The organism is Halostella salina, from assembly GCF_003675855.1.
In the GTDB taxonomy this organism is placed as follows: Archaea; Halobacteriota; Halobacteria; order Halobacteriales; family Natronoarchaeaceae; genus Halostella; species Halostella salina.
This window is the reverse complement of the sequence record NZ_RCIH01000008.1, coordinates 130,609-150,037: the sequence shown is the minus strand read 5'-3', so window position 1 is coordinate 150,037 and position 19,429 is coordinate 130,609. Positions and strand designations below refer to the sequence as shown.

At 68.5% G+C, this 19,429-nt stretch carries 20 protein-coding genes; 16 read left to right on the top strand and 4 right to left on the bottom strand.

All coding sequences use genetic code 11. The features are described from left to right. Positions 1 to 14 precede the first annotated feature (14 nt). The 4 genes from D8896_RS15825 (at position 15) to D8896_RS15810 (ending at position 1,820) form a co-directional block, all read left to right on the top strand. Positions 15 to 374, top strand: a complete 360-nt coding sequence (locus tag D8896_RS15825) for an ArsR/SmtB family transcription factor (RefSeq protein ID WP_121823086.1) — start codon at positions 15 to 17, stop codon at positions 372 to 374. After that, positions 371 to 727, top strand: a complete 357-nt coding sequence (locus D8896_RS15820; RefSeq protein WP_205596852.1) for a DUF7521 family protein — start codon at positions 371 to 373, stop codon at positions 725 to 727. Before D8896_RS15825 ends, D8896_RS15820 begins: the two co-directional genes overlap by 4 nt. Beyond that, positions 724 to 996: a DUF7521 family protein gene (locus D8896_RS15815; RefSeq protein WP_121823085.1), complete on the top strand. Its 273-nt coding sequence runs from the start codon at positions 724 to 726 to the stop codon at positions 994 to 996. The genes D8896_RS15820 and D8896_RS15815 overlap by 4 nt, the downstream gene beginning before the upstream one ends. 86 nt (positions 997 to 1,082) lie before the next feature. After that, on the top strand, positions 1,083 to 1,820 hold the full coding sequence (locus tag D8896_RS15810) for a sensor domain-containing protein (RefSeq protein ID WP_121823084.1): 738 nt from the start codon (positions 1,083 to 1,085) through the stop codon (positions 1,818 to 1,820). Positions 1,821 to 1,873: 53 nt separating this feature from the next. Here the strand turns inward: D8896_RS15810 and D8896_RS15805 are convergent, their stop codons facing one another. Next, positions 1,874 to 2,518 carry a universal stress protein gene (locus D8896_RS15805; RefSeq protein WP_121823083.1) on the bottom strand — a complete coding sequence of 215 codons (645 nt, stop codon included), beginning with the start codon at positions 2,516 to 2,518 and terminating at the stop codon, positions 1,874 to 1,876. Positions 2,519 to 2,728: 210 nt separating this feature from the next. Between D8896_RS15805 and D8896_RS15800 the strand changes: the two genes are divergently transcribed. The 6 genes from D8896_RS15800 to D8896_RS15775 all read left to right on the top strand — a co-directional run bounded on the left by D8896_RS15800 (position 2,729) and on the right by D8896_RS15775 (position 7,792). After that, complete coding sequence (locus D8896_RS15800; RefSeq protein WP_121823082.1) at positions 2,729 to 3,841, top strand: P-loop NTPase; 1,113 nt, start codon at positions 2,729 to 2,731, stop codon at positions 3,839 to 3,841. A gap of 117 nt (positions 3,842 to 3,958) precedes the next feature. Next, complete coding sequence (locus D8896_RS15795) at positions 3,959 to 4,483, top strand: DoxX family protein (protein ID WP_121823081.1); 525 nt, start codon at positions 3,959 to 3,961, stop codon at positions 4,481 to 4,483. A gap of 13 nt (positions 4,484 to 4,496) precedes the next feature. Next, positions 4,497 to 4,793, top strand: coding sequence for a hypothetical protein (locus D8896_RS15790; RefSeq protein WP_121823080.1), 297 nt, complete (start codon positions 4,497 to 4,499; stop codon positions 4,791 to 4,793). A gap of 148 nt (positions 4,794 to 4,941) precedes the next feature. Next, positions 4,942 to 5,562, top strand: a complete 621-nt coding sequence (locus D8896_RS15785; protein WP_121823079.1) for a helix-turn-helix domain-containing protein — start codon at positions 4,942 to 4,944, stop codon at positions 5,560 to 5,562. Positions 5,563 to 5,618: 56 nt separating this feature from the next. Further along, positions 5,619 to 6,506 (top strand): universal stress protein, encoded by an 888-nt coding sequence (locus D8896_RS15780; protein ID WP_121823078.1) that lies wholly within the window; start codon positions 5,619 to 5,621, stop codon positions 6,504 to 6,506. A 65-nt stretch (positions 6,507 to 6,571) separates the two neighbouring features. Next, positions 6,572 to 7,792, top strand: coding sequence for an iron-containing alcohol dehydrogenase family protein (locus tag D8896_RS15775; RefSeq protein ID WP_121823077.1), 1,221 nt, complete (start codon positions 6,572 to 6,574; stop codon positions 7,790 to 7,792). Positions 7,793 to 7,826: 34 nt separating this feature from the next. On the opposite strand, the gene arcD is transcribed toward D8896_RS15775, so the two are convergent. After that, entirely contained in the window at positions 7,827 to 9,275 is a 1,449-nt protein-coding gene (arcD, locus tag D8896_RS15770) for an arginine/ornithine antiporter ArcD (RefSeq protein WP_121823076.1), read from the bottom strand. 159 nt (positions 9,276 to 9,434) lie between these two features. On the opposite strand from arcD, the gene D8896_RS15765 reads away from it, so the two are divergent. After that, positions 9,435 to 10,205 (top strand): creatininase family protein, encoded by a 771-nt coding sequence (locus tag D8896_RS15765; protein WP_121823075.1) that lies wholly within the window; start codon positions 9,435 to 9,437, stop codon positions 10,203 to 10,205. A 317-nt stretch (positions 10,206 to 10,522) separates the two neighbouring features. Here the strand turns inward: D8896_RS15765 and D8896_RS15760 are convergent, their stop codons facing one another. Continuing rightward, complete coding sequence (locus D8896_RS15760; RefSeq protein WP_121823074.1) at positions 10,523 to 12,466, bottom strand: archaea-specific SMC-related protein; 1,944 nt, start codon at positions 12,464 to 12,466, stop codon at positions 10,523 to 10,525. Positions 12,467 to 12,745: 279 nt separating this feature from the next. On the opposite strand from D8896_RS15760, the gene D8896_RS15755 reads away from it, so the two are divergent. Then, on the top strand, positions 12,746 to 13,510 hold the full coding sequence (locus tag D8896_RS15755) for an IclR family transcriptional regulator (RefSeq protein ID WP_121823073.1): 765 nt from the start codon (positions 12,746 to 12,748) through the stop codon (positions 13,508 to 13,510). 125 nt (positions 13,511 to 13,635) lie between these two features. On the opposite strand, the gene D8896_RS15750 is transcribed toward D8896_RS15755, so the two are convergent. Next, positions 13,636 to 14,499, bottom strand: a complete 864-nt coding sequence (locus D8896_RS15750) for a fumarylacetoacetate hydrolase family protein (RefSeq protein ID WP_121823072.1) — start codon at positions 14,497 to 14,499, stop codon at positions 13,636 to 13,638. Between the two features lie 91 nt (positions 14,500 to 14,590). On the opposite strand from D8896_RS15750, the gene xacF reads away from it, so the two are divergent. From xacF to D8896_RS15730, 4 genes are all read left to right on the top strand, one after another. Next, positions 14,591 to 16,030, top strand: coding sequence for a 2,5-dioxovalerate dehydrogenase (gene xacF, locus D8896_RS15745; RefSeq protein WP_121823071.1), 1,440 nt, complete (start codon positions 14,591 to 14,593; stop codon positions 16,028 to 16,030). A 70-nt stretch (positions 16,031 to 16,100) separates the two neighbouring features. Continuing rightward, positions 16,101 to 17,183 carry a D-xylose 1-dehydrogenase Gfo6 gene (gene gfo6, locus D8896_RS15740; RefSeq protein ID WP_121823070.1) on the top strand — a complete coding sequence of 361 codons (1,083 nt, stop codon included), beginning with the start codon at positions 16,101 to 16,103 and terminating at the stop codon, positions 17,181 to 17,183. A gap of 74 nt (positions 17,184 to 17,257) precedes the next feature. Further along, positions 17,258 to 18,124, top strand: coding sequence for an MBL fold metallo-hydrolase (locus D8896_RS15735; protein WP_121823069.1), 867 nt, complete (start codon positions 17,258 to 17,260; stop codon positions 18,122 to 18,124). A 77-nt stretch (positions 18,125 to 18,201) separates the two neighbouring features. Then, positions 18,202 to 19,377: a mandelate racemase family protein gene (locus tag D8896_RS15730; RefSeq protein ID WP_121823068.1), complete on the top strand. Its 1,176-nt coding sequence runs from the start codon at positions 18,202 to 18,204 to the stop codon at positions 19,375 to 19,377. Positions 19,378 to 19,429: the final 52 nt, after the last annotated feature.

Here is a 19,429-nt window from a genome sequence, read left to right as displayed (position 1 = left end):
GGAAGGAGTCGACGATGAGTGCGGGCGACGGGCAGGAGCCGGACGAGGCCCTGTTCACGCTGCTCGAGGACGAGTACGCCCGCGAGATCCTCGTCGAGACGCACGAGGAGCCGCGGTCGGCGCGGGCGCTGAGCGAAACTTGCGACGCCTCGCGCTCGACCATCTACAGACGCATCGAACGCCTGCAGGACCATGGACTCGTCGAGAGCCGTCAGCAGCTGGACCCGGACGGCCACCACCGCGAGGTGTTCGTGGCGACGCTCCGGCGCGTGTCGGTGGAGCTGACCGACGACGGGTTCGTGGTCGAGGTCGACCGCGCCGAGGAGGACGCGGCGAACCGCTTCACGAGACTGTACGAGGAGTTCGCAGGATGACCGGGATCACACCACTCACGGCCGCTGGCGCGCTCACCCGGGTCGTCCCGGCACAGGTCGAGGTCACCGGCGGGTCGGCCGCCGTCGCCGCCGCGGCGCTCGTGACGTTCTTCGTCGCGCTGGCGCTGTCGGTGCTCGTCACGTACCAGTGCGTCCGGGGCTACCGGCAGTCCCGCCGGCGGCCGATGCTGTTCCTCGCGGTCGGCGTGTTCCTGCTCGCGAGCGCGCCGATGTTCCTGCGGCTCCTGCTCGGGAACCTCCACGCAGTCACGCCCGCGACGCGAATCTTCGTCGTCGCGGTGACCGAACTGGCCGGGCTGCTGACGATACTGTACGTGGTGTACGACCCATGATATCCCAATCCATCGCCGACGCCGCGACAGCGCTCACCGCCGTCGTCGGGCTGTACGTCGCGTACCTCGCGTTCCGCGGGTACCGACAGAACGCCAGCCCGGTCATGCGGGCGCTGTCCGCGGGCGTCGTCTGCATCGCCGTCGTGCCGTTCCTCGTCATCAACGTCGGGGGGTCCGTGGTCAGCCTGACCGACGCCCAGGCCCTGCTCGCGGTGCTGGTCTCGCACACCCTCGGCCTGGTCGTGATCTACGCGACCCTCCGGAACTGATACTTAACCGTTTCGTCGGGTCGCCGGGTTGGCAACCCTGTGGCCCCTTATACGGGCCGTCCGCCGAAAGGTGTACCCGTCCGACGATGTCCACCGCTACCCCCGACCGAGGCGGACCGCTCCGGCGGTTCCTCGGCGCTCCGTTCAGTCCGCAGACGTACAGCAACCTCGCGTACCTGGCGCTGGCGTTCCCGCTCGGGATGGCGTACTTCATCGGGATCACGATCGGCCTCACCTTCGGCGGTGCCCTCGTCATCGTCTGGGTCGGCGTCCCGATACTGCTGGGAACGATCGCCGCCGCGACCGTCATCGCCGGGTTCGAGGCGGCGCTGGCCCGGCGGCTGGTCGGCACCGACGCGCCCGCCCCGGCCTCCCTGCGGGGGTTCGACCCCGCCGATATCCCGCGTCCCGGCAACGGCGTCATCGCCGCCGTCGTCCGGTTCCTGCTACGGCCCACGACGTGGACGAGCCTCCTGCTCGTCCTCGTCAAGTTCGTCTTCGGCGTGGTCGCGTTCAGCGCGCTGGTCGCCGTCGGCGCGACGGTCGCGAGCGCGCTCGGCGCGCCGCTGCTGTACAACCAGCCCGGCGTCACGTACCAGTTCGGCGGCTACACGGTCTCGACGCTGGAGACCGCACTGGCCGTCAGCGGCGTCGGCGTCGTCGGCGCGTTCGTGGGGCTCCACCTGCTGAACTGGCTCGCCGAAACCGGTGCCGCCGTGACGGCCGCCCTCCTCGACGTCGCCGACGAACGGTCCGGCCCGGACGGAACAACCGAGAACCGGGAGCCGGCCGACGTCGACGGGACTGACGACGAGTCGGCGTAGCGCCGGCCGTCGTTCTGCCCGCTACCGGCCCGCCGCCTCCCGGCGTTCGCGGATCAGTCGTCAGTTCGCGCGATCCGGGTGTTGCCGGTCGTGGCGTCGATGTGAACCCTGAACTCTCCGCCCTCGGCTCGGAACGGGACGATCCACGCGCTCGTCCCGCGGTAGGGCTCCTCCAGCGGTTCGACCGGTGCGTGGCCGGCGTCGGCGAGGGCGGCCTCCGCACGCTCGATGGCCGCTCCCGGGGTGTCGACCGCCGGCGTCTCGTCGACCATCCGGACCGTGATCACCGGGACCGTCGCCTCCCGGACCACGCGTTCGGTCACGCTTCCGAGGAGAACGCGGTCCAGCCCCGTCCGCCCGTGGGTTCCCATGACGATGGCGTCCGCGTCGGTGTCGGTCACTGCGGCCAGGATCTCGCTGTCGACTTCGCCGCGTCGAACCTCAGTCTCCACCTCGACGTCCGCCCGCTCGGCCGCCTTCTCGACGGCGGCCAACCCCTCCCGACCGCTCGTCTCGATCGTTTCGAGCGCCGCTCCGCCCAGCGCGCGGTACTCCGTCGCGTCCACGACGAACAGAGCGTGGACCGTCGCGTCGACCTCGTCGGCGACCGCGACGGCGTGTTCGATCGCCCGCCGGCTTCCCTCGCTACCGTCCGTCGGGACCAGGATGTGGTCGTACATGGCGATCCCCGTTTGCATCTACCGCGACCGCTCTCAAAAGGCCGGGGGGGATTCCCGTGGTACGGGAATCGGCCGACTCAGGTCGGTTCGGACGGCGTATTACCCCCCGAAATAAACCCCTGTATTTTCGTGCGGAACCGTGGTGCCCGTGGCGGACCGACGATCCGACACAGGGAGACCGGTTCGCGCAGTCCACGACGCTGGACCGCCGGCGACCCCGACAGGACCATGACGATACGCGAATCCACGGTGCTCGAACGCCTCGACGCGGTCGAAGACCCGGCACTCGGGGGATCCATCGTCGACCTCGGGCTGATACGCGGAGTCCGGGTCGACCCGGCGACCGTGCACGTCACGGCGGCGTTGCGCGCCCCGTACGCCCCCGACGAGCGACTGATCCAGCACCGCATCCGAACCGAGCTGGCCGACCTTGGGCGGGAGGTCCGGATCTACGCCGAAGGTGCGGGCGACCCCGGCGTGCTCCAGCACGCCAACGCCGTCGCTGTGACCGCCGGGGACCGTGGCGTCGGGAAAACGACAGTGGCCGTCAACGCCGCGACGGAGCTCGCGGGTCGCGGCGCTCGCGTCGGCGTCCTCGACGCGGACGGGAACGGACCGAGCGCGGCGGAGCTGGTCGGGCTTCCGGACGACCGACGGCGCGACGCCGCCGAGCGGTTCGTCCCGGCCGAGACGGACGGACTGAAACTGCTGTGTGCGGACTGGTTCCGCACCGACGGTCGGCCGACAGCGGGGCGACCCCCCGAGGACGGGCTGCTGACGGCGCTCGTCTGCGACGTGGAGTGGCGGCCACTCGACTACCTGTTCGTCAGCCTCCCGCCGGGCGGCGAAGCCGGGTCGGGAGTCGGGGAGGTCGGTATGGCCGGGGCGGTCCTGGCGACTACGACGATGCCCGACGAGGGAAACGCCGCGATCCGCACCGTCTCAACGCTCGCTGAACACGATATACCGGTCCTGGGCATCGCGGAGACGGTGCGGTCGTTCCAGCGGGCGAGCGGTGGTCGGTCGACCGACGGGGCCGGCGGTGAAGCGCTTGCGACGGCGGTCGACCGGCGGCCCCTCGGCCCGCTCCCCGTCGACCGGCGGCTGCGGCATGGTTCGGACGGCGAAGGCGACGACGACCGGACGCGGGCGGCGTATGCCGCGTTCGTCGACGCGGTCACGAACGAGGTTGGGAAGCGGCAGCGACGCGCGGTCCGGCGGACTGGCGAGGCGGACGCGGCGTCACCGCCCGACGGACGGCCTCGGGTGACGAACGTCGGGGACTGGACGACCGGAGAGTCGGGCCGCGGCCCCCGGTCGGGGTCGACCGGCGTCCAGTGAAGGGCCGATCCTCCCGGTCGTGACGGTGCGCCGGTGTGCGTACTTAAAACCCTGTAAACTGGTGGGACGCGCATTCGACCCTCCCCGTGGTAGGAGTACGTGTGAGGTGAGATAACCATGTCATATCAGGCGGCCAATCCGCTGTCGGACGAGTTCGAGTTCGAACTGTCGGGGCCGCTCGCGGGGTACTGGCTGGCGTTCCTGCGGGTCGTCACCGGCTGGTGGTTCTTCCACGCGGGGATCACGAAACTGATCGAGGACGGCCTGGCGTACAGCTACGGGCCGGCGTACCTGCAGGGAATGGAGGGCACGGCGCTCGGTCCCATCCCGGTGTGGATGGGGAACAACCTCGCCTGGTTCATCGAGCCGATGGTGCCGCTGGGCGAGACGCTGATCGGACTCGGGCTGCTGTTCGGGGTTCTGGTCCGGCTGGCGTCCTTCTTCGGGGCGTTCTTCATGGTCCTGTTCTGGATCGGCAACGCCGGCTTCGGCAACGGGCTGGTGAACGGCGACTTCATGGGCCTGCTGCTGTTCGTGACGATGGCGGTTCTGGCGACCGGCCGCTACTACGGCCTGGACGCGGTCATCGAACGCACGGAGTTCGTCAAGCAACGCCCCAGACTGCGGTACCTGCTCGGCTAAGGAGGGACAAAACATGAAATCACAGTACGACACCGTCGACAAGGCGGCGATGGCACTCGGCAGCGCGCTCATGCTGCTGGGGGTCGTCGTCCTCGGAATCGTGGAACTGATCGCGGGCGAGCCGTACAGTCCGGTCCCGATCACCAACGACGCCGGCGAGGTGCTGGCGTCCCCGGCCGTCGACCCGGTACTGCGGACCGGGCTCGTCATCGCGGGGCTCGTGGTCCTAGTGCTGTGGGGAATCTACCGGATGGCGACGCCCGAACCCAGAACGGAGGACGCCCGGAGCGCCGAGCTACCGTCCGACTGATCCGGACTGGACGGCGGGGGTCCCCTGCGTTCGGGTTTTTTCCGACGAGGTCACCGGCTGGCGGGTGATAAGTGCGAACCTCCCGATTCTCAGGTTCGGAGAACAGGGGCCGTGTATATAGGCGGAGCCGGTCCAACCCCCAGATGTGATGATCGGGGACACCGCGAACGCGAACGAGACGGCGATGGGGGTGGGGCCACTGGAGGTACAGCTCGCCGTCGAGGTCGACTCCGCCTCGGTCTGTCCGCTCCGGGAGCGCGACGCGGACGAGATCAGACAGTCGCTGAGCCGGTCGGCCGTGGACGAGACGTGTCAGGTCGTCGTCGAAGGCGACGGGGACGCGGACTACGAGCGCACCACGGTCGGCGAGACCTGTCCGTGCTCGGTGCTGGCGGACCACGACTGTATCCCGGAGATCGAATCCGTCGAGGACGGTCGTCTGCTGTACTCGGTCGTCGTCCCGAGCCGCGAGGAGCTTCGGGCCGTCGTTAGCGACCTCCGGGGCGTCGGCGCGTCGGTGTCGCTGGAACGCATCCGGGCCGACAGCGCCGACGACGGGTCGTCGGTCGACGGCGTCGCGCTGACGGCAAAACAGCGCGAAGTGCTCACGCTGGCCATCGAGGCGGGCTACTACGAGCAGCCGCGGAACGCCTCGCTGTCGGACCTCGCCGGGGAACTCGGTGTGACGCCCTCGGCCGTGTCACAGCGGCTGAACGCGATCGAACGAAAGCTCGTCCGTACCCGTGCCCGTGGCATCAACTCGCAGTGAGTGCCCGGCCCCCGATTTAAGTCCGAACGCGGTCAACCGACACGCAGACCCCATCCATGTACGACACGATTCTGATTCCGACGGACGGCAGCGACCACGCGGCAGCTACGGCCGGGCACGCACAGGCGCTCGCGCGGCGGTTCAACGCGACGGTACACGTGATCAGCGCGGTCGACCTGGTGACTGCCGGCGGGATGTTCAACGCGGGCGGCGTCGACAGCGAGTTCGTCGACCGGCTCGAAGCGGACGCGGCGGAAACCGTCGAGTCCGTCGAGGCGCTCGTCACGGGGGAGACGGCGGTCGAGACAGCAGTCGTCAGGGGGTCGCCGGCCGAGGCGATACTCGACTACGCCGACGACCACGACGCGGACCTGATCGCCATGGGGACCCACGGCCGGACCGGCGTGGACCGGTACGTCGCCGGCAGCGTCACGGAGCGCGTCGTCCGGCTCGCGGACGTGCCGGTCCTGACGGCGAAGCCGGTCGAAGATGACGGGGGCGAGGGGCAGTACGACGATATCCTCGTCCCGACCGACGGCAGCGACCACGCGGCCGCCGCGGCCGAGCACGCCGTCGGGATCGCGCAGGCCATGGACGCCCGCGTTCACGCGCTGAACGTCGTCGACTTCTCCAGGGTCGCAGCCAGCCCGAACCTGCGGCCGCCCGCCGAACTCACCGAGCGCCTCGAAGCGGAGGGGGAGAAGGCGACGGAGGCGGTCGCGGAGCGAGCACGGGAAGCTGGTGTCGACGCCGTCACCGCCGTCGTTGAGGGGTCCCCCTCCCGGGACGTGCTGGCGTACGCCGAGGACCACGGGATCGACCTGATCGCCATGGGAACTGCCGGCCGGACCGGGCTGAAACGGGTCCTCCTCGGGAGCACGGCCGAGCGAACCCTCCGACACGCGGAAGTCCCGGTGCTGACAGTCACCCATGGCGACGAGTGAGTGACGAGCCAACCGTCGGCGGGAGAACCCCGAGGGTTACGTACAGTCCGGCCCAGTGGACAGACATGACCGAGCTTCGCCCGGACGGGACCGACCGTTTCGAATACGACTCGCCGGTGCTCCGGTTCGACCGCGGCGTCGTGGACTCGCTCGCCCCCGAACTCGACCGGCAGGGGATCGACAGCGTGCTCGTCGTCTGCGGGGAGACGGTCGGGAACACGCCCGAGGTCATCGACCCGGTGCTCGACGGACTCGGGGACCGCCTCGGGAGCGTCTTCGCCGAGACGACGCCGGAAAAGCGCCTGCGAACCGCGGTCGACGGCGCGGTCGCGATGCGGGAGGCGGACGCGGACGCCGTCCTGAGCCTCGGCGGCGGGAGCAGCCTCGACACGGCGAAGGCCGTCGCGGTGCTCGCGGCGTCGGACCGGTCGCCCGCCGACGCGGGCGGGGAGTTCGCCGAGCGTGGGACGCTCTCGATACCGGACGGCGTCCCGCCGATCGTCGCGGTGCCGACGACGCTCGCCGGCGCGGACCTCTCGCAGGTCGCCGGACTCACGGCCGCGCCCGCCGGTGGCCTGGTCGACGAGCCGGTGAGCGGCGGCATCGGCGACGCGCAACTGATGCCCGCCGCGGCGTTCTACGACCCGGACCTGTTCGCGACGACGCCGTGGGGGGTGCTCGCCGGGTCGGCGATGAACGGCTTCGACAAGGGGATCGAGACGCTGTACGCCCGAACTGCCGCGCCGGTCACCGACGCGACGGCCACCCGAGGGCTCTCGCTCCTGCGGGACGGGCTTCCGGCGCTCGCCGAGGACCACGACGACGGCGAGGCGCTGGAGCGCGTGGTGGAGGGGACCCTGCTCGTCCAGTACGGCATCTCGCGGCCCGACGGGACCACGCTGTCGCTGATCCACGCCTTCGGCCACGGGCTGACGGCGCACTCGACCGTCCAGCAGGGCGCGGCCCACGCCATCGTCGCGCCCCACGTCCTTCGCTACCTGTTCGAGCGCGTCGACGGTCGCCGCCGGCTGCTCGCCGAGGCGCTCGGCGCGGACGCCGAGGGCCGTTCCGACGACGCCCTCGCCGATGCCGTCGTCGAGGAAGTAGTCGCAGTCCGCGACGCGCTGGACCTCCCGTCCCAGCTCCGGACGATCGAGGACCTGTCCCGTGAGTCGTTCCCCGCCGTCGCGGACGCGGTCGTCACCGACAGTTTCGTCGACAACGGGCCGGCGAACCTCGACCCCACGCGGGAGGACGTCGAGGCAGTCCTCGACGACGCCTGGTGACGGCGACCGGACGGGTAGAGTCCCTCGTCGCGGATCAGTCGTCCGCGGTCGCTGGCTCGGGGTCGTCGGCGACGCCCTCCTGCAGGACGAAGCCGCGTCCGGCGGCCGCGGACACGAACAGCACCAGCGGCGAGAGGTACGCGAAGAAGTAGTACGGCGCGTACTCAAGCGTGGCAACGCCGAAGACGCCGGCCATGTACACGCCGCCCGCGTGCCAGGGGATCAGCGCGCCCGTCGGGGTGCCGACGGACTCTATCGCCTTCGACAGCGAGGCCGAATCGAGGCCGTACTCGTCGTACAGTTCCCGGAGCGTCATCCCCGGGACGACGATGCTCATGTACTGCTGGGCCGAGAACAGGTTCACGGCGAACGCGGAGGCCCCCGTCCCGGCGACGAGCGACGCCCGGCCGCGGACGGCCCCGGCGAGACGCGCCGCGAGCGTGGCGATGACGCCGGTCGCTTCGAGGAGGCCGCCGAGGGAGAGCGCCGCCACGACGACGGCGATGGTCCACGCGGACCCCTCCAGCCCCCCGCTGGTCAGCAGGCCGTTGACGAGTTCGACGCCGGTTTCGGGCCCCGTCCCGCTCAGGAACGTCTCCCAGGCGGCGGTGAACGGTCGCCCCTGCACCGCGACCGTCGTCCCGACGCCGGCGAACACGCCGGCGACCAGCGTCGGCAGCGCCGGATACCCGTAGAGCGCCAGCCCGAACGTGACGATCAGCGGGAGGAAGACGAGCACGGAGAGGTCGTACGTCCCCGCGAGCGCGGTCTGGATGGTCCCGACCCTGCCGGCGGGGATCTCCCCGGTGGCCGTCAGCCCGAGGACGGCGTACAGGACGACCGAGAGCCCGAGCGCGACCGCCGTGCCGTTGCGCATCGCCCGGATGTGGTCGTACAGGTCCGTGTCGGTCACCGCGGCGGCGAGGTTCGTCGTGTCCGAGAGCGGCGACTGCTTGTCGCCGGCGTAGGCCCCGGTGAGGATCGCACCGGCGGTCATCGGTGCCGGGACACCGAGCCCCGAGCCGATCCCGATGAACGCCACACCGAGCGTGCCCGCGGTCGTCCACGACGAGCCGATCGAGAACGCGACGACGGCCGCCAGCAGCGCGGTCACGGGCAGGAATATCTCCGGGCCGAGCGCGGCGAGGCCGTAGTACATCAGTCCCGGGATCGTCCCCGCGCTGATCCACGTCGCGATGAGCGCGTAGATGACGAAGAGGATCAGTATCGCCTCCATGCCCATCAGGAGGCTGTGGGCGATCCCGTCGTACAGGTCGTCCCACGTCAGGCCCATCCAGTAGCGGCCGACCAGCCCGGTCAGCACGGCGCTCCACAGCAGCGGCCCGTGCGGTGCCAGTTTCAGCACGCCCGACCCGACACCCAGAAAGACGACGACACCGAGCACCGGGACGATCGCTTGCCGCAACGGCGGCCGCCGCTCCGCGTCGAAGGTGAACCGCGTTCCGTCGTTCGCTGAGTCCATACCTGGGGTAATTACCTGAAGGAATTAAATAGTACGATTTGATTCGTGTAGTGTATTACCACACCACGGGAGCGGCTGACACTGGGCCAGGGCACTGCCGAACGAGCGGGGAGTCCGGACCGGACCCTTCAAGCGGCAGGCGTCCCACTTGTCGGTCGAATGTATCTCGCCGACGAGGCCTGGCCGGACCTTGAATCGTACTTCGAGGCGGAGTCGCTCGCGCTGGTGCCGCTCGGTTCGACCGAGCAGCACGGTCCGCACCTCCCGGAGGGAACCGACCACCTGATCGCGGAAGCGTACGCCCGGGAGGTGGCCGACCGGACCGGCTATCTCTGTACGCCCACGATCACCGTCGGCGTTAGCCCGCACCACCGGCAGTTCCACGGCACGATGTGGGCCGACGCGCCGGCGTTCCGCGACTACGTCGAGTCGATCGCACGGAACCTCACGTACCACGGCATCGACCGCATCGTGTTCGTCAACGCCCACGGCGGCAACGTCGAACACCTCCGCGAGGTCGGCCGCCGACTCCGCGACGACGGGACCGCCTACGCCGTCGAGTGGATGTGGGACGAGAGCATCCCCGACCTCGTCGACGAGGCGTTCGCGCGGAACGGCCCCCACGGCGGCCCGAAGGAGACGGCGATGATCCAGCATCTCCACCCCGAACTGGTCCACGACGACCGACTCGCCGACGCGCGCGACGGTGGGATCCCGAGCGTAGAGGACGCGGACACGGTCAAACACGGCGCGCGAACGTTCTACGACGCCATCGACAACACGGCCAACGGCGTCCTCGGCGACCAGACCGACGCGACCGCCGAGAAGGGCGCGCGACTGTTCGACGCCGCGTCGGAACAACTCGTCGCGCTCTGCGAGTGGCTGGCCGACCAGCGGTTCGAGGACCTGCTCCCCCGCGACCACGTCTGAACGCGAGCCGTCGGAGGCATGGGCGTCCGCGATCAATTTATATGACTCATGGGAAGTACTGTAACGTATCGATAGTTTGTAGGTTATCGTCCGATCTGAGCGAGCAATAGGCTGATCGGTTGTTTAGCTGCTTACAGGCGTTTTTCCTGGGGATTCCGCCGTAGTCGGGTTCGATTTCGGCGTGGACAGCCGAAGCGGAGAATAAGCGTGTTTCATCCCACTTATCGGGATGATCGCTATAGTCGGCGAGCAACCGAGAGAAAACGCTGTAACAGATATATCGATATTACTTATATTATCGAAAATCTATAGGTCTGCTACGCCCCGACCTCGGGCACCCGGTGGTACTCGTCGTCGAGCGCCTGTGCGTCCTCCTGAAGCAGCGCGACCACGAAGTAGTCGACGTGCGAGGAGAAGTAGTCGACGAGCGCCGCGATCCGGTCCGAGTCGATCGGCTCCAGCGCGTCCATGATCATGAACGGCACCGACTCGTACATGTCGTGGACGAGGTAGCCCGCCAGCGCGAACACGAGGCCGGTCACCTCGCGCTCGCTCTCGCTCAGGTGGTCGACGGTGTCCTCGTAGGCGACGCCGCTCTCGCTGCTCCGGACGACGTGGAGTTCGAAGCCGTTCTCGGTCGTCTTCCGGCGGCCATTCCGGACCTCGCGCTCGACGATTTCGATCCAGATGCGTTCGATGTTCTCGTAGTCGAGGATGGAGAGCACCTGGTCGATGTGGTCGTTGAACTCCTCGACGGCCTCGGACTCGATGCGGTCGATCCGCGTCCGGAGGTCGACCAGTTCCTCCTCCAGTTCCGCCCGACGGCGCTCGATCTCGTCCTCGCGTCCGATCTCGTCTTCGATCTCCTCGATCTCCGCGGCGACCTCGTCGCGCTCGGTCTCTAACTTCCCGAGTTCGTACTCCAGTTCGTTGGCCTCCCGGTGGTGGTCGAGGACGTCCTCGTACGTGTCGGTTTCGAGCGTCTCGACCTCGCGTTCGAGCGCCTCGATCTCCTCGGTGAGCGTCTCCTTCCGGTCGGTCAGTTCCGCCAGGTCGTCCTCCGTCGCCTCGATCTCGGTCTCGGTCCGCGCGAGCCGGGTCCGGATCTCCTCGCGGTTCTGTTGCCGGCGCTCGTACTCCCGTTTGCGGTCCGTGTACTCGTCGAGTTCGGCCTCGACCTCGTCCTTGGCGTCGATCTTCTCCGCCCGGAGGTCCCGGAGGCTGTCGAGGGTGTCCTCGATCCGGTCGACCTGCACCTCCGAGCCACAGGTCCAGCAGACGGTTTGCTGGTCGCTCTCGACGAGCTGGTCGGTGAGCGCGGCCGCTTCGCCGCCGTCGGTCACCGTATCGATGGCCGGGTGTTTCCCCTGACGGGCGTCGTCGACCATCTTCTCGTTGAACCGGATCGTGTTCTGTAGTTCGCTGATCTCGCTGTTCAGCGTCTGTTGCTCCCGTCGGAGGTCGTCGATCCGGTCCTCGATCGTGTCGAGTTCGGCGTCCGGGACGGCGTCGAGTTCGTCCTCGCGTTCGGCGAGTTCGCGGCGTTCGCTCCGGAGCGATTCGAGGCTCTCCCGCTTGGTCTCGATGTCGTAGCGGACGTCGTCGAGTTCCGACCGGACGTCGCTCAGCTCCGACAGCTTCGTTTCGAGTTCGTCCTGCTCCTCGCGACGGTCCTCCACGGAGGTGTCGACCTCGTCCAGTTCGCGCTCGACCGCTTCTAGCTCGGAGCGCTTTGATTCGATGTCGGCTTCGAGGGACTGCTTTCGCTCTTCGAGGTCGGGAAGCCGTCGCTTGAGCGACTGGATGCGGTCGAGTTCCTCGTCCAGATCGGCTTTCTCCCCCCGGACGCGCTCTATCTCCGACTGGATGGCGTCGGTGTCGACCGGGCGCATGATGAGTTCGCGCAGGTCGACGCCGGTTTCGACCGCCCGGCGCGCCTCGTTCGAACTCAGGAGGAACGCGAACAGGTCGGCCAGTTCCGGGTCGTCGAGGAACCGGTCGCCCTCCGCCACGATGTCCGATCCGGCGCGTGTGAACGTCCGCTCGTAGGTTTCGCCGCCGATGTCCAGCGCCACGCGACCCTCGTCGGCGTCGCCTTTCAGGGGTACGTGGTCGCTTCCGAGTCCCGCCATGATCGCCTGCAGAAACGACGTCTTGTTCGACGCGTTCGGTCCGGCGAGGACCGTCACGCCGGGCGGGATCTCCGCCTCGATAGACTCGATCCCGCCGATGTTCTCGATATCGATGCTGGCTGAGTCCATGGCCTACCGAATGCACGTTCGGCATTAATAGGTTTTGGATTCATCGAGATCAGCCAATGTAACGAACGTGCTTTACAGATATATCATTGTAATCTATTTGGCGGACGAACTGCGTTCACTAACGCAGAACGGAGAGCGCGTACTTTCGTCGAGCAACCGAAATCGTTCTGAGACAGCGTGCAACCGGCGTCTGCTGGGGGAACACTGTGAAGGGCGGCATAGTCCGTTCAGTAACGGCGAACGGATAGATATTTCTGCGAAACGCCGCTACGTAAGGGTATGGGAGAGAACGCGGCGTCACCGATCAAGTCGGTCGAACGGACGTTCGAGGTGCTGGAGACGCTCCGTCGACTCGACGGCGCGGGCGTCACCGCCGTCGCCTCGGAACTCGACGTGCCGAAAAGCAGCGCCTACAACCACCTCGAAACGCTCGAACAGGAGGAGTACGTCGTCAGGGAGGGATCCGAGTACTACGTCGGGCTACGGTTCCTCGGTCTGGGTCGATACGCGCGCCAGCGCGACGACCTGTACGAGACCGCACGGCCGGAACTGGAGTCGCTGGCCGACGAGACGGGCGAACTCGTCAACCTCCTCGTCGAGGAACACGGCCAGGGCGTCTACCTCTGCCGCGTCCGGGGCGACCAGGCGGTGAACGTCGCGGCGAGTACTGGGCATCGGGTCTACCTGCACAGCACAGCGCTCGGCAAGGCGATACTCGCACACAGCCCGGACTCCCACGTCGACGAGGTCCTGGCCGAGCAGGGGCTGCCCGCCGCCACGGAGCGGACGACGACCGACCCGGCGGAACTGAAGCGCCAGCTGGCCGAAGTCCGCGAGCGCGGCGTCGCGTTCGATCGGGAGGAGCGGATCGCCGGACTCTGCTGTGCCGCGGTGCCGGTGCTTGACGACGATGACCGACCGATCGCCGCGATCAGCGTCTCCGGTCCGAAGAGCCGGATGACGGGCGAGCGGCTGGAGTCGACGGTCCCGGAACTGCTGGAGAGCGTCGCGAACGTCGTCGAACTCAACCTCGCCTACTCCTGAACTCGCCGGGCCATCGGGCCGCGTGAGTTCGCCGGTTCGGTGTTCAGCAAAGAAAAACGCGCGTTTTCGGTGTGAGCCGAAGGGAGGGTGCCTTGCCACGGCCGGAACGGGCCCGACAGTCAGTCTCAGACCTCGACGACCGAGTTGGTCAGATCGCCGATGCCCTCGATGGAGATAGCGACGTCGTCGCCGGACTGCAGGGTGAACCCGTCCCCGGGGACGAGCGACGTGCCGGTGAGCAACACGCCGGTTTCGGGGACCGCGTTGTGGGCGGTCCAGTAGTCGACCAGTTCCTCGCAGGACCGGGCCATCTCGCCGGTCGAGGTGGCTTCGTCGTACAGCGTCTCGCCGTCGCGCTCGATGGACATCGACATCGTCAGGTCGTGCGGGTCGCCGACGGAGTCGACCGAGGCGACGCAGGGACCGAGCGAGCAACACCGGTCGTACACCTTGGCCTGCGGTAGGTAGAGCGGGTTCTCGCCCTCGATCGACCGGCTGCTCACGTCGTTGCCGACGGTGTAGCCGACGGTCTCGCCGTCGTAGAGGACGATCCCGAGTTCCGGCTCCGGCACGTCCCACTCGGAGTCGCCGCGCACCCCGATGGCGTCGCCCGGCCCGACGGTCCGGCTCGGCGTCGCCTTGAAGAATATCTCCGGCCGCTCCGCGCCGTACACGTCCAGATACATCTCGGGCATGCCGCTCTCGGCCTCGCGGGCCTCCTCGCTGATCTCGTAGGTGACGCCGGCCGCCCACACCTCCTCCGGAACGACCGGAAGCGCCGTCTCGGCGGACTGGCGGTCGACGACCGGGGCGTCGGCTACCAGGTCCTCGGCGAGCGCGTCGACGCCGGTCCCCGCGACGTTTGCGGCCGCGGCGAGGTCGGCGAACCCGTCGAGTCGGGGCTTCACTGCCGTGAGATCGTAAGCGGCGTCGCCGTCGGCGGCGACGAGTCTGTCGTCGGAACCGCTGTCGAGCCGATAGTATCGCATGGAGCAACGGTGAACCTTGGTCGTCATAAATCCCCCGTCGCACCGACCGCGAGGGTAAAGGGTTAAAGGCGAACGGGACGGATCAGTTGGTATGGCGACGGAGTACGAAAACTACGTAAACGGCGAGTGGACCGACGCGAACACCGGAGAGACGTTCGACACCTACGACCCGGCGAACCCGGACGAGGTCGTCGCAACGTACCCGCAGTCCGACGCGGACGACGCCGAGGCGGCCATCGAGGCGGCAGTCGCCGCGAGCGACGAGTGGGGGTCGACGCCCGGTCCCGAGCGCGGCCGCGTCCTCTCGCGGACCGGCGCGCTGCTGGCCGAGCGCAAGGACGAACTGACCGAACTCCTCGTCCGCGAGGAGGGGAAGACGCGCGCCGAGGCCGGCGGCGAGGTCCAGCGCGCCATCGACATCTTCGACTACTACGGCGCGAAGGCAAGCGACCTGGGCGGCACGGTCAAGGGGTCCAGTTCGCGGAACACGAACCTGTACACCAAAAACGAGCCGGTCGGCGTCGCGGGCCTGATCACGCCGTGGAACTACCCCATCGCCATCCCGGCGTGGAAGATCGCGCCCGCGCTTGCGGCCGGCAACGCGGCGGTCATCAAGCCCGCGTCGCTCGCGCCCGGCGTCGTCCACGAGATGGCGAAGGCGCTCGAGGAGGCCGGTCTCCCGGACGGCGTGCTCAACGTCGTCACCGGCCCCGGCAGCGAAGTCGGCGGGACCATCGCCAGCCACTCCGACGTGGACGCCATCTCCTTCACGGGTAGCACGAAGGTCGGCAACGGCGTGTACGACACCGCCACCGAGGACGGCAAGCGCGTCCAGCTGGAGATGGGCGGGAAGAACCCGACCATCGTCTCCGACACGGCCGACGTCGAGGAGGCCGCAGACATCGTCGCCTCGGGCGCGTTCGGCGTCACCGGGCAGGCCTGCACCGCCTGCTCCCGCGCCATCGTCTACGAGGACGTGTACGACGAGTTCGTCGAGGCCGTCGTCGAGCGCGCCGAGGCGATCGAGCCGGGCCACGGGCTGGACGAGCCCGACATGGGGCCTCACGTGAGCGAGTCCGAACTGGAGGGCACGCTCGACTACGTCGAGGTCGGACAGAACGAGGGCGCGACCCTCGAAACCGGCGGCGAGGCGATAGACGGCGAGGGTTACTTCGTGGAGCCGGCCGTCTTCTCCGACGTGGAGCCGGACTATCGGATCGCACAGGAGGAGATCTTCGGCCCGGTGCTGTCGGTCATCCCCGTCAGCGGCTACGAGGAGGCCGTCGAGGTGGCGAACGGCGTCGACTACGGGCTCTCGGCCAGCATCGTGACCGACGACCACACCGAGGCCAACCGCTACGTCGACGAGGCCGAGGCGGGCGTCGTGAAGGTCAACGAGAAGACGACCGGGCTTGAGCTGCACGTCCCGTTCGGCGGGATGAAGGCGTCCTCCAGCGAGACCTACCGCGAGCAGGGCGACGCTGGCCTCGACTTCTACACCATCTCCAAGACGGTGTACGACAACTACTGAGCGGGTAGTCAGTTCGCCTCTCCCGCGTTTCGACGCAACGACTATTACGGCCGCCCGTGACGGTCCCGACATGGAGCTAGAGGCGCTCGCCGACGACTTCGACCGACGGGACTGGCAGGAGATCACCGAGACCGACGACCCGGTCCGGTTCGCAATGATCGGCGTCGGGTGGTGGACCCGCGAGCAGGCGATGCCGGCCGTCGCGAACGGCGACCTCTGCGAGACGACCGTGCTCGTCAGCGGGGACCGCGAGAAGGCGGAGGAAATCGCGGCGTCGTCCCCGACCGTCGAGCACGCGATCACCTACGACGAGTTCCACGAGGGGAAAGCGAGCGACGCGTACGACGCCGTCTACGTCGTCACGCCGAACGCGCTCCACCTCCCGTTCGTCGAGACGGCCGCGAAGCTCGACAAGGCGATCCTCTGCGAGAAGCCGATGGAGGCGACCATCGAGCGCGCCGAGCGGATGGTCGAGGTCTGCGACGAGCACGACGCGACGCTGATGATCGCCTACCGGATGCACACGGAACCGGCGGTCCGACGCGCGAAGGACCTCATCGACGAGGGCGTGATCGGGGACCCGGTGTTCGTCAACGGCAACATGACCGAGCCGATCCTCGACCTCGTACCCGACCCGGACCAGTGGCGACTCGACGGCGAGCTGTCGGGCGGCTGTGCGGTGATGGACATCGGCCTGTATCCGCTGAACACCAGCCGGTTCCTGCTGGGTGCGGACCCGGTCAGCGTGCGCGGGACGGTCGCGTCCGTCAACGAGGAGTTCGACGACGTGCCGGACGAACACGGCGCGTTCCAGCTCGACTTCCCGGGGCACGTGTACGCGGTCTGTACTGCCAGCCAGAACGCCTACATGGCGAGCCACATCTCCGTCATCGGGACCGAGGGGCGCGTCCGGGTCGAACCCGCGTTCTACCCGTGGGACGACCGCGCGCTCACCGTCTCCCGGGGCGGGACGACGTTCGATGTCGGCTTCGAGCAGGCCGACCAGATGGAGGAGGAGTTCGAGTACTTCTCGCACTGCCTGCTGGCCGGCGACGACCCGTACCCCGACGGCGAGCACGGCCTCGTCGACATCGAGGCGATCAAGGCGGTCTACGAGGCCTCCGAAACCGGCGAAACGGTCGACCTGCGCTGAGAACAGCCCCGACACCTCCGCCCCGCGTCGCCCGGGCAGCAACGTTTTTGGGCCGCCCGGACGACCTCAGCGATATGGTAGACTCGACCTGGGACGACTGGTTCGTCAGCGACGAGATCGAGGGAGCCGACCCCGGTGACGGCGTGATCGTCTGGTATCTGGGCTGCAACGGCTTCGTGCTTCGGTCGGCGTCGACGACGCTGTACGTCGACCCGTACTTCGGGACCGGTGACCCGCCGAACATCGTCCGGATGATCCCGGTACCGCTGGACCCGGCTGACGCGACGGACTGCGACGGCGTGCTCGTCACCCACGAGCACATCGACCACATGCACCCGCCGTCGTACGGCCCGCTCGTCGAGGACTGCGGGGCCGACCTGTACGCACCGAGCGCGTCCTACGAGTCGCCGGACTACGACAGCGACCTGGAAGCGCCGGAGGACCGGCGCAACGTCGTCGCCGCGGGCGACGACTTCGAGGTCGGCGACTTCACGGTCCACGTCCGGGGCGCGAACGACCCGGACGCAATCGAGCCGGTGAGCTACGTCGTCGAGCACGAGGCGGGCACCTTCTTCCACGGGGGCGACAGCCGGCCGGCCGACGCGTTCGCATCCGTCGCCGGCGAGTTCGACCTCGACGTGGGCGCGCTCGCGTTCGGCTCGGTCGGGCAGATATACAAGCCGGAACTCGGCCACGGCGAGCGCACGAAGTGGTACATGGACGAGAACCAGGTGATCGAGGCGGCCAACCAGCTCGAACTCGACCGCCTCGTCCCCTCGCACCACGACATGTGGCAGGGCGTCGGCGCGGACCCGAAGGTGCTCCACGAGCACGCCACCTCCCACGAGTACCCGCGAGTCATCGAACCGCCCCACGTCGGCTGCTCGTTCCGCCTCGGCGAGCACGGGATCCAGCGGATCGGGGCGCTCGACGGGGACTGAGCGGAGTCGCCCTCTGACGGGACCCGTCCCCGGACAGGGTGGACAGTTTTATTATCCGCTCCGCGGAACGTCGGGTCATGGCACCGACGATAACCAAGATAGAGAGCCGCGAGTTCGAGTACCCCCTGGAGGACGTGGGGACGGACGAGCACGGCTTCAACCTGGTGTACGAGCCGGGAGAGACGACCTACCGGAAGCTGTTCGGCGTGAAGATCCACACCGACGAGGGGATCACCGGGGAGTACGTGGGCGGGAACTCCCCGGCCGCGGCCCAGTACAACATCATCGCGAAGTACCTGATCGGCAAGGACCCGCTCAAGCGCGAGAAGCACTGGTCGGAGATCAAGCGCGCGCTCCGCAAGTACGACCGGATGGGGATCGGCCCGATCGACATCGCGCTGTGGGACTTCGCGGGCAAGTACTACGACGCGCCGATCCACGAACTGCTCGGCACGTACCGCGAGCGCATCCCCGCCTACGCGTCGACGTACCACGGCGACGACGCCGGCGGGCTTGACTCGCCCGAGGCCTTCGCTGACTTCGCCGAGACGTGCCGCGACGAGGGGTTCGGCGGCTTCAAGATCCACGGCTGGGGCGGCGGCGACGAGTCGCGCGACCTCACCCGGGAGGTCGAGGCGGTCCACGCCGTCGGCGAGCGCGTCGGCGACGAGATGGACCTGATGCACGACCCCGCCTGCGAGCTGGAGACGTTCGCGGACGCGCTGGAGCTCGGTCGCGCCTGCGACGAACAGGACTTCTTCTGGTACGAGGACCCGTTCCGCGACGGCGGCATCTCCCAGCACGCCCACCGGAAGCTCGCCCGGAAGCTCGACACGCCGATCCTCCAGACCGAGCACATCCGCGGCCTGGAGATCAAGTCCGACTTCGCGAGCAACGAGGCGACCGACTTCCTCCGGGCCGACCCCGAGTACGACGCGGGGGTCACCGGCGCGATGAAGGTCGCACACATGGCCGAGGCGTACGGCCTCGACGTGGAGTTCCACGCGCCCGGCCCGGCACAGCGCCACTGCATCGCCGCGTGCCGCAACTCCAACTACTACGAGATGGCGCTGGTCCACCCGCACTGCCAGAACACCCAGCCGCCCGTGTACGAGGGCGGCTACTCCGACATGATGGACGCCGTCGACGACGACGGGACCGTCGCCGTGCCGGATGGCCCCGGCCTCGGCGTCGAGTACGACTGGGACTACATCGCGGACAACACGACCGGCGACGTGCACGTCTACGAGTGAGTACCTCGGGCGGCGACGCCCCCTGCCTCTGCCGTTCAGCGCGTTTTCCCCG

Excerpts from the sequence above, each read along its gene's own strand:
- D8896_RS15825 (WP_121823086.1), top strand. The coding sequence starts at position 15 with ATGAGTGCGGGCGACGGGCAGGAGCCGGACGAGGCCCTGTTCACGCTG.
- D8896_RS15820 (WP_205596852.1), top strand. The coding sequence starts at position 371 with ATGACCGGGATCACACCACTCACGGCCGCTGGCGCGCTCACCCGGGTC.
- D8896_RS15815 (WP_121823085.1), top strand. The coding sequence starts at position 724 with ATGATATCCCAATCCATCGCCGACGCCGCGACAGCGCTCACCGCCGTC.
- D8896_RS15810 (WP_121823084.1), top strand. The coding sequence starts at position 1,083 with ATGTCCACCGCTACCCCCGACCGAGGCGGACCGCTCCGGCGGTTCCTC.
- D8896_RS15805 (WP_121823083.1), bottom strand. The coding sequence starts at position 2,518 with ATGCAAACGGGGATCGCCATGTACGACCACATCCTGGTCCCGACGGAC.
- D8896_RS15800 (WP_121823082.1), top strand. The coding sequence starts at position 2,729 with ATGACGATACGCGAATCCACGGTGCTCGAACGCCTCGACGCGGTCGAA.
- D8896_RS15795 (WP_121823081.1), top strand. The coding sequence starts at position 3,959 with ATGTCATATCAGGCGGCCAATCCGCTGTCGGACGAGTTCGAGTTCGAA.
- D8896_RS15790 (WP_121823080.1), top strand. The coding sequence starts at position 4,497 with ATGAAATCACAGTACGACACCGTCGACAAGGCGGCGATGGCACTCGGC.
- D8896_RS15785 (WP_121823079.1), top strand. The coding sequence starts at position 4,942 with ATGATCGGGGACACCGCGAACGCGAACGAGACGGCGATGGGGGTGGGG.
- D8896_RS15780 (WP_121823078.1), top strand. The coding sequence starts at position 5,619 with ATGTACGACACGATTCTGATTCCGACGGACGGCAGCGACCACGCGGCA.
- D8896_RS15775 (WP_121823077.1), top strand. The coding sequence starts at position 6,572 with ATGACCGAGCTTCGCCCGGACGGGACCGACCGTTTCGAATACGACTCG.
- arcD (WP_121823076.1), bottom strand. The coding sequence starts at position 9,275 with ATGGACTCAGCGAACGACGGAACGCGGTTCACCTTCGACGCGGAGCGG.
- D8896_RS15765 (WP_121823075.1), top strand. The coding sequence starts at position 9,435 with ATGTATCTCGCCGACGAGGCCTGGCCGGACCTTGAATCGTACTTCGAG.
- D8896_RS15760 (WP_121823074.1), bottom strand. The coding sequence starts at position 12,466 with ATGGACTCAGCCAGCATCGATATCGAGAACATCGGCGGGATCGAGTCT.
- D8896_RS15755 (WP_121823073.1), top strand. The coding sequence starts at position 12,746 with ATGGGAGAGAACGCGGCGTCACCGATCAAGTCGGTCGAACGGACGTTC.
- D8896_RS15750 (WP_121823072.1), bottom strand. The coding sequence starts at position 14,499 with ATGCGATACTATCGGCTCGACAGCGGTTCCGACGACAGACTCGTCGCC.
- xacF (WP_121823071.1), top strand. The coding sequence starts at position 14,591 with ATGGCGACGGAGTACGAAAACTACGTAAACGGCGAGTGGACCGACGCG.
- gfo6 (WP_121823070.1), top strand. The coding sequence starts at position 16,101 with ATGGAGCTAGAGGCGCTCGCCGACGACTTCGACCGACGGGACTGGCAG.
- D8896_RS15735 (WP_121823069.1), top strand. The coding sequence starts at position 17,258 with ATGGTAGACTCGACCTGGGACGACTGGTTCGTCAGCGACGAGATCGAG.
- D8896_RS15730 (WP_121823068.1), top strand. The coding sequence starts at position 18,202 with ATGGCACCGACGATAACCAAGATAGAGAGCCGCGAGTTCGAGTACCCC.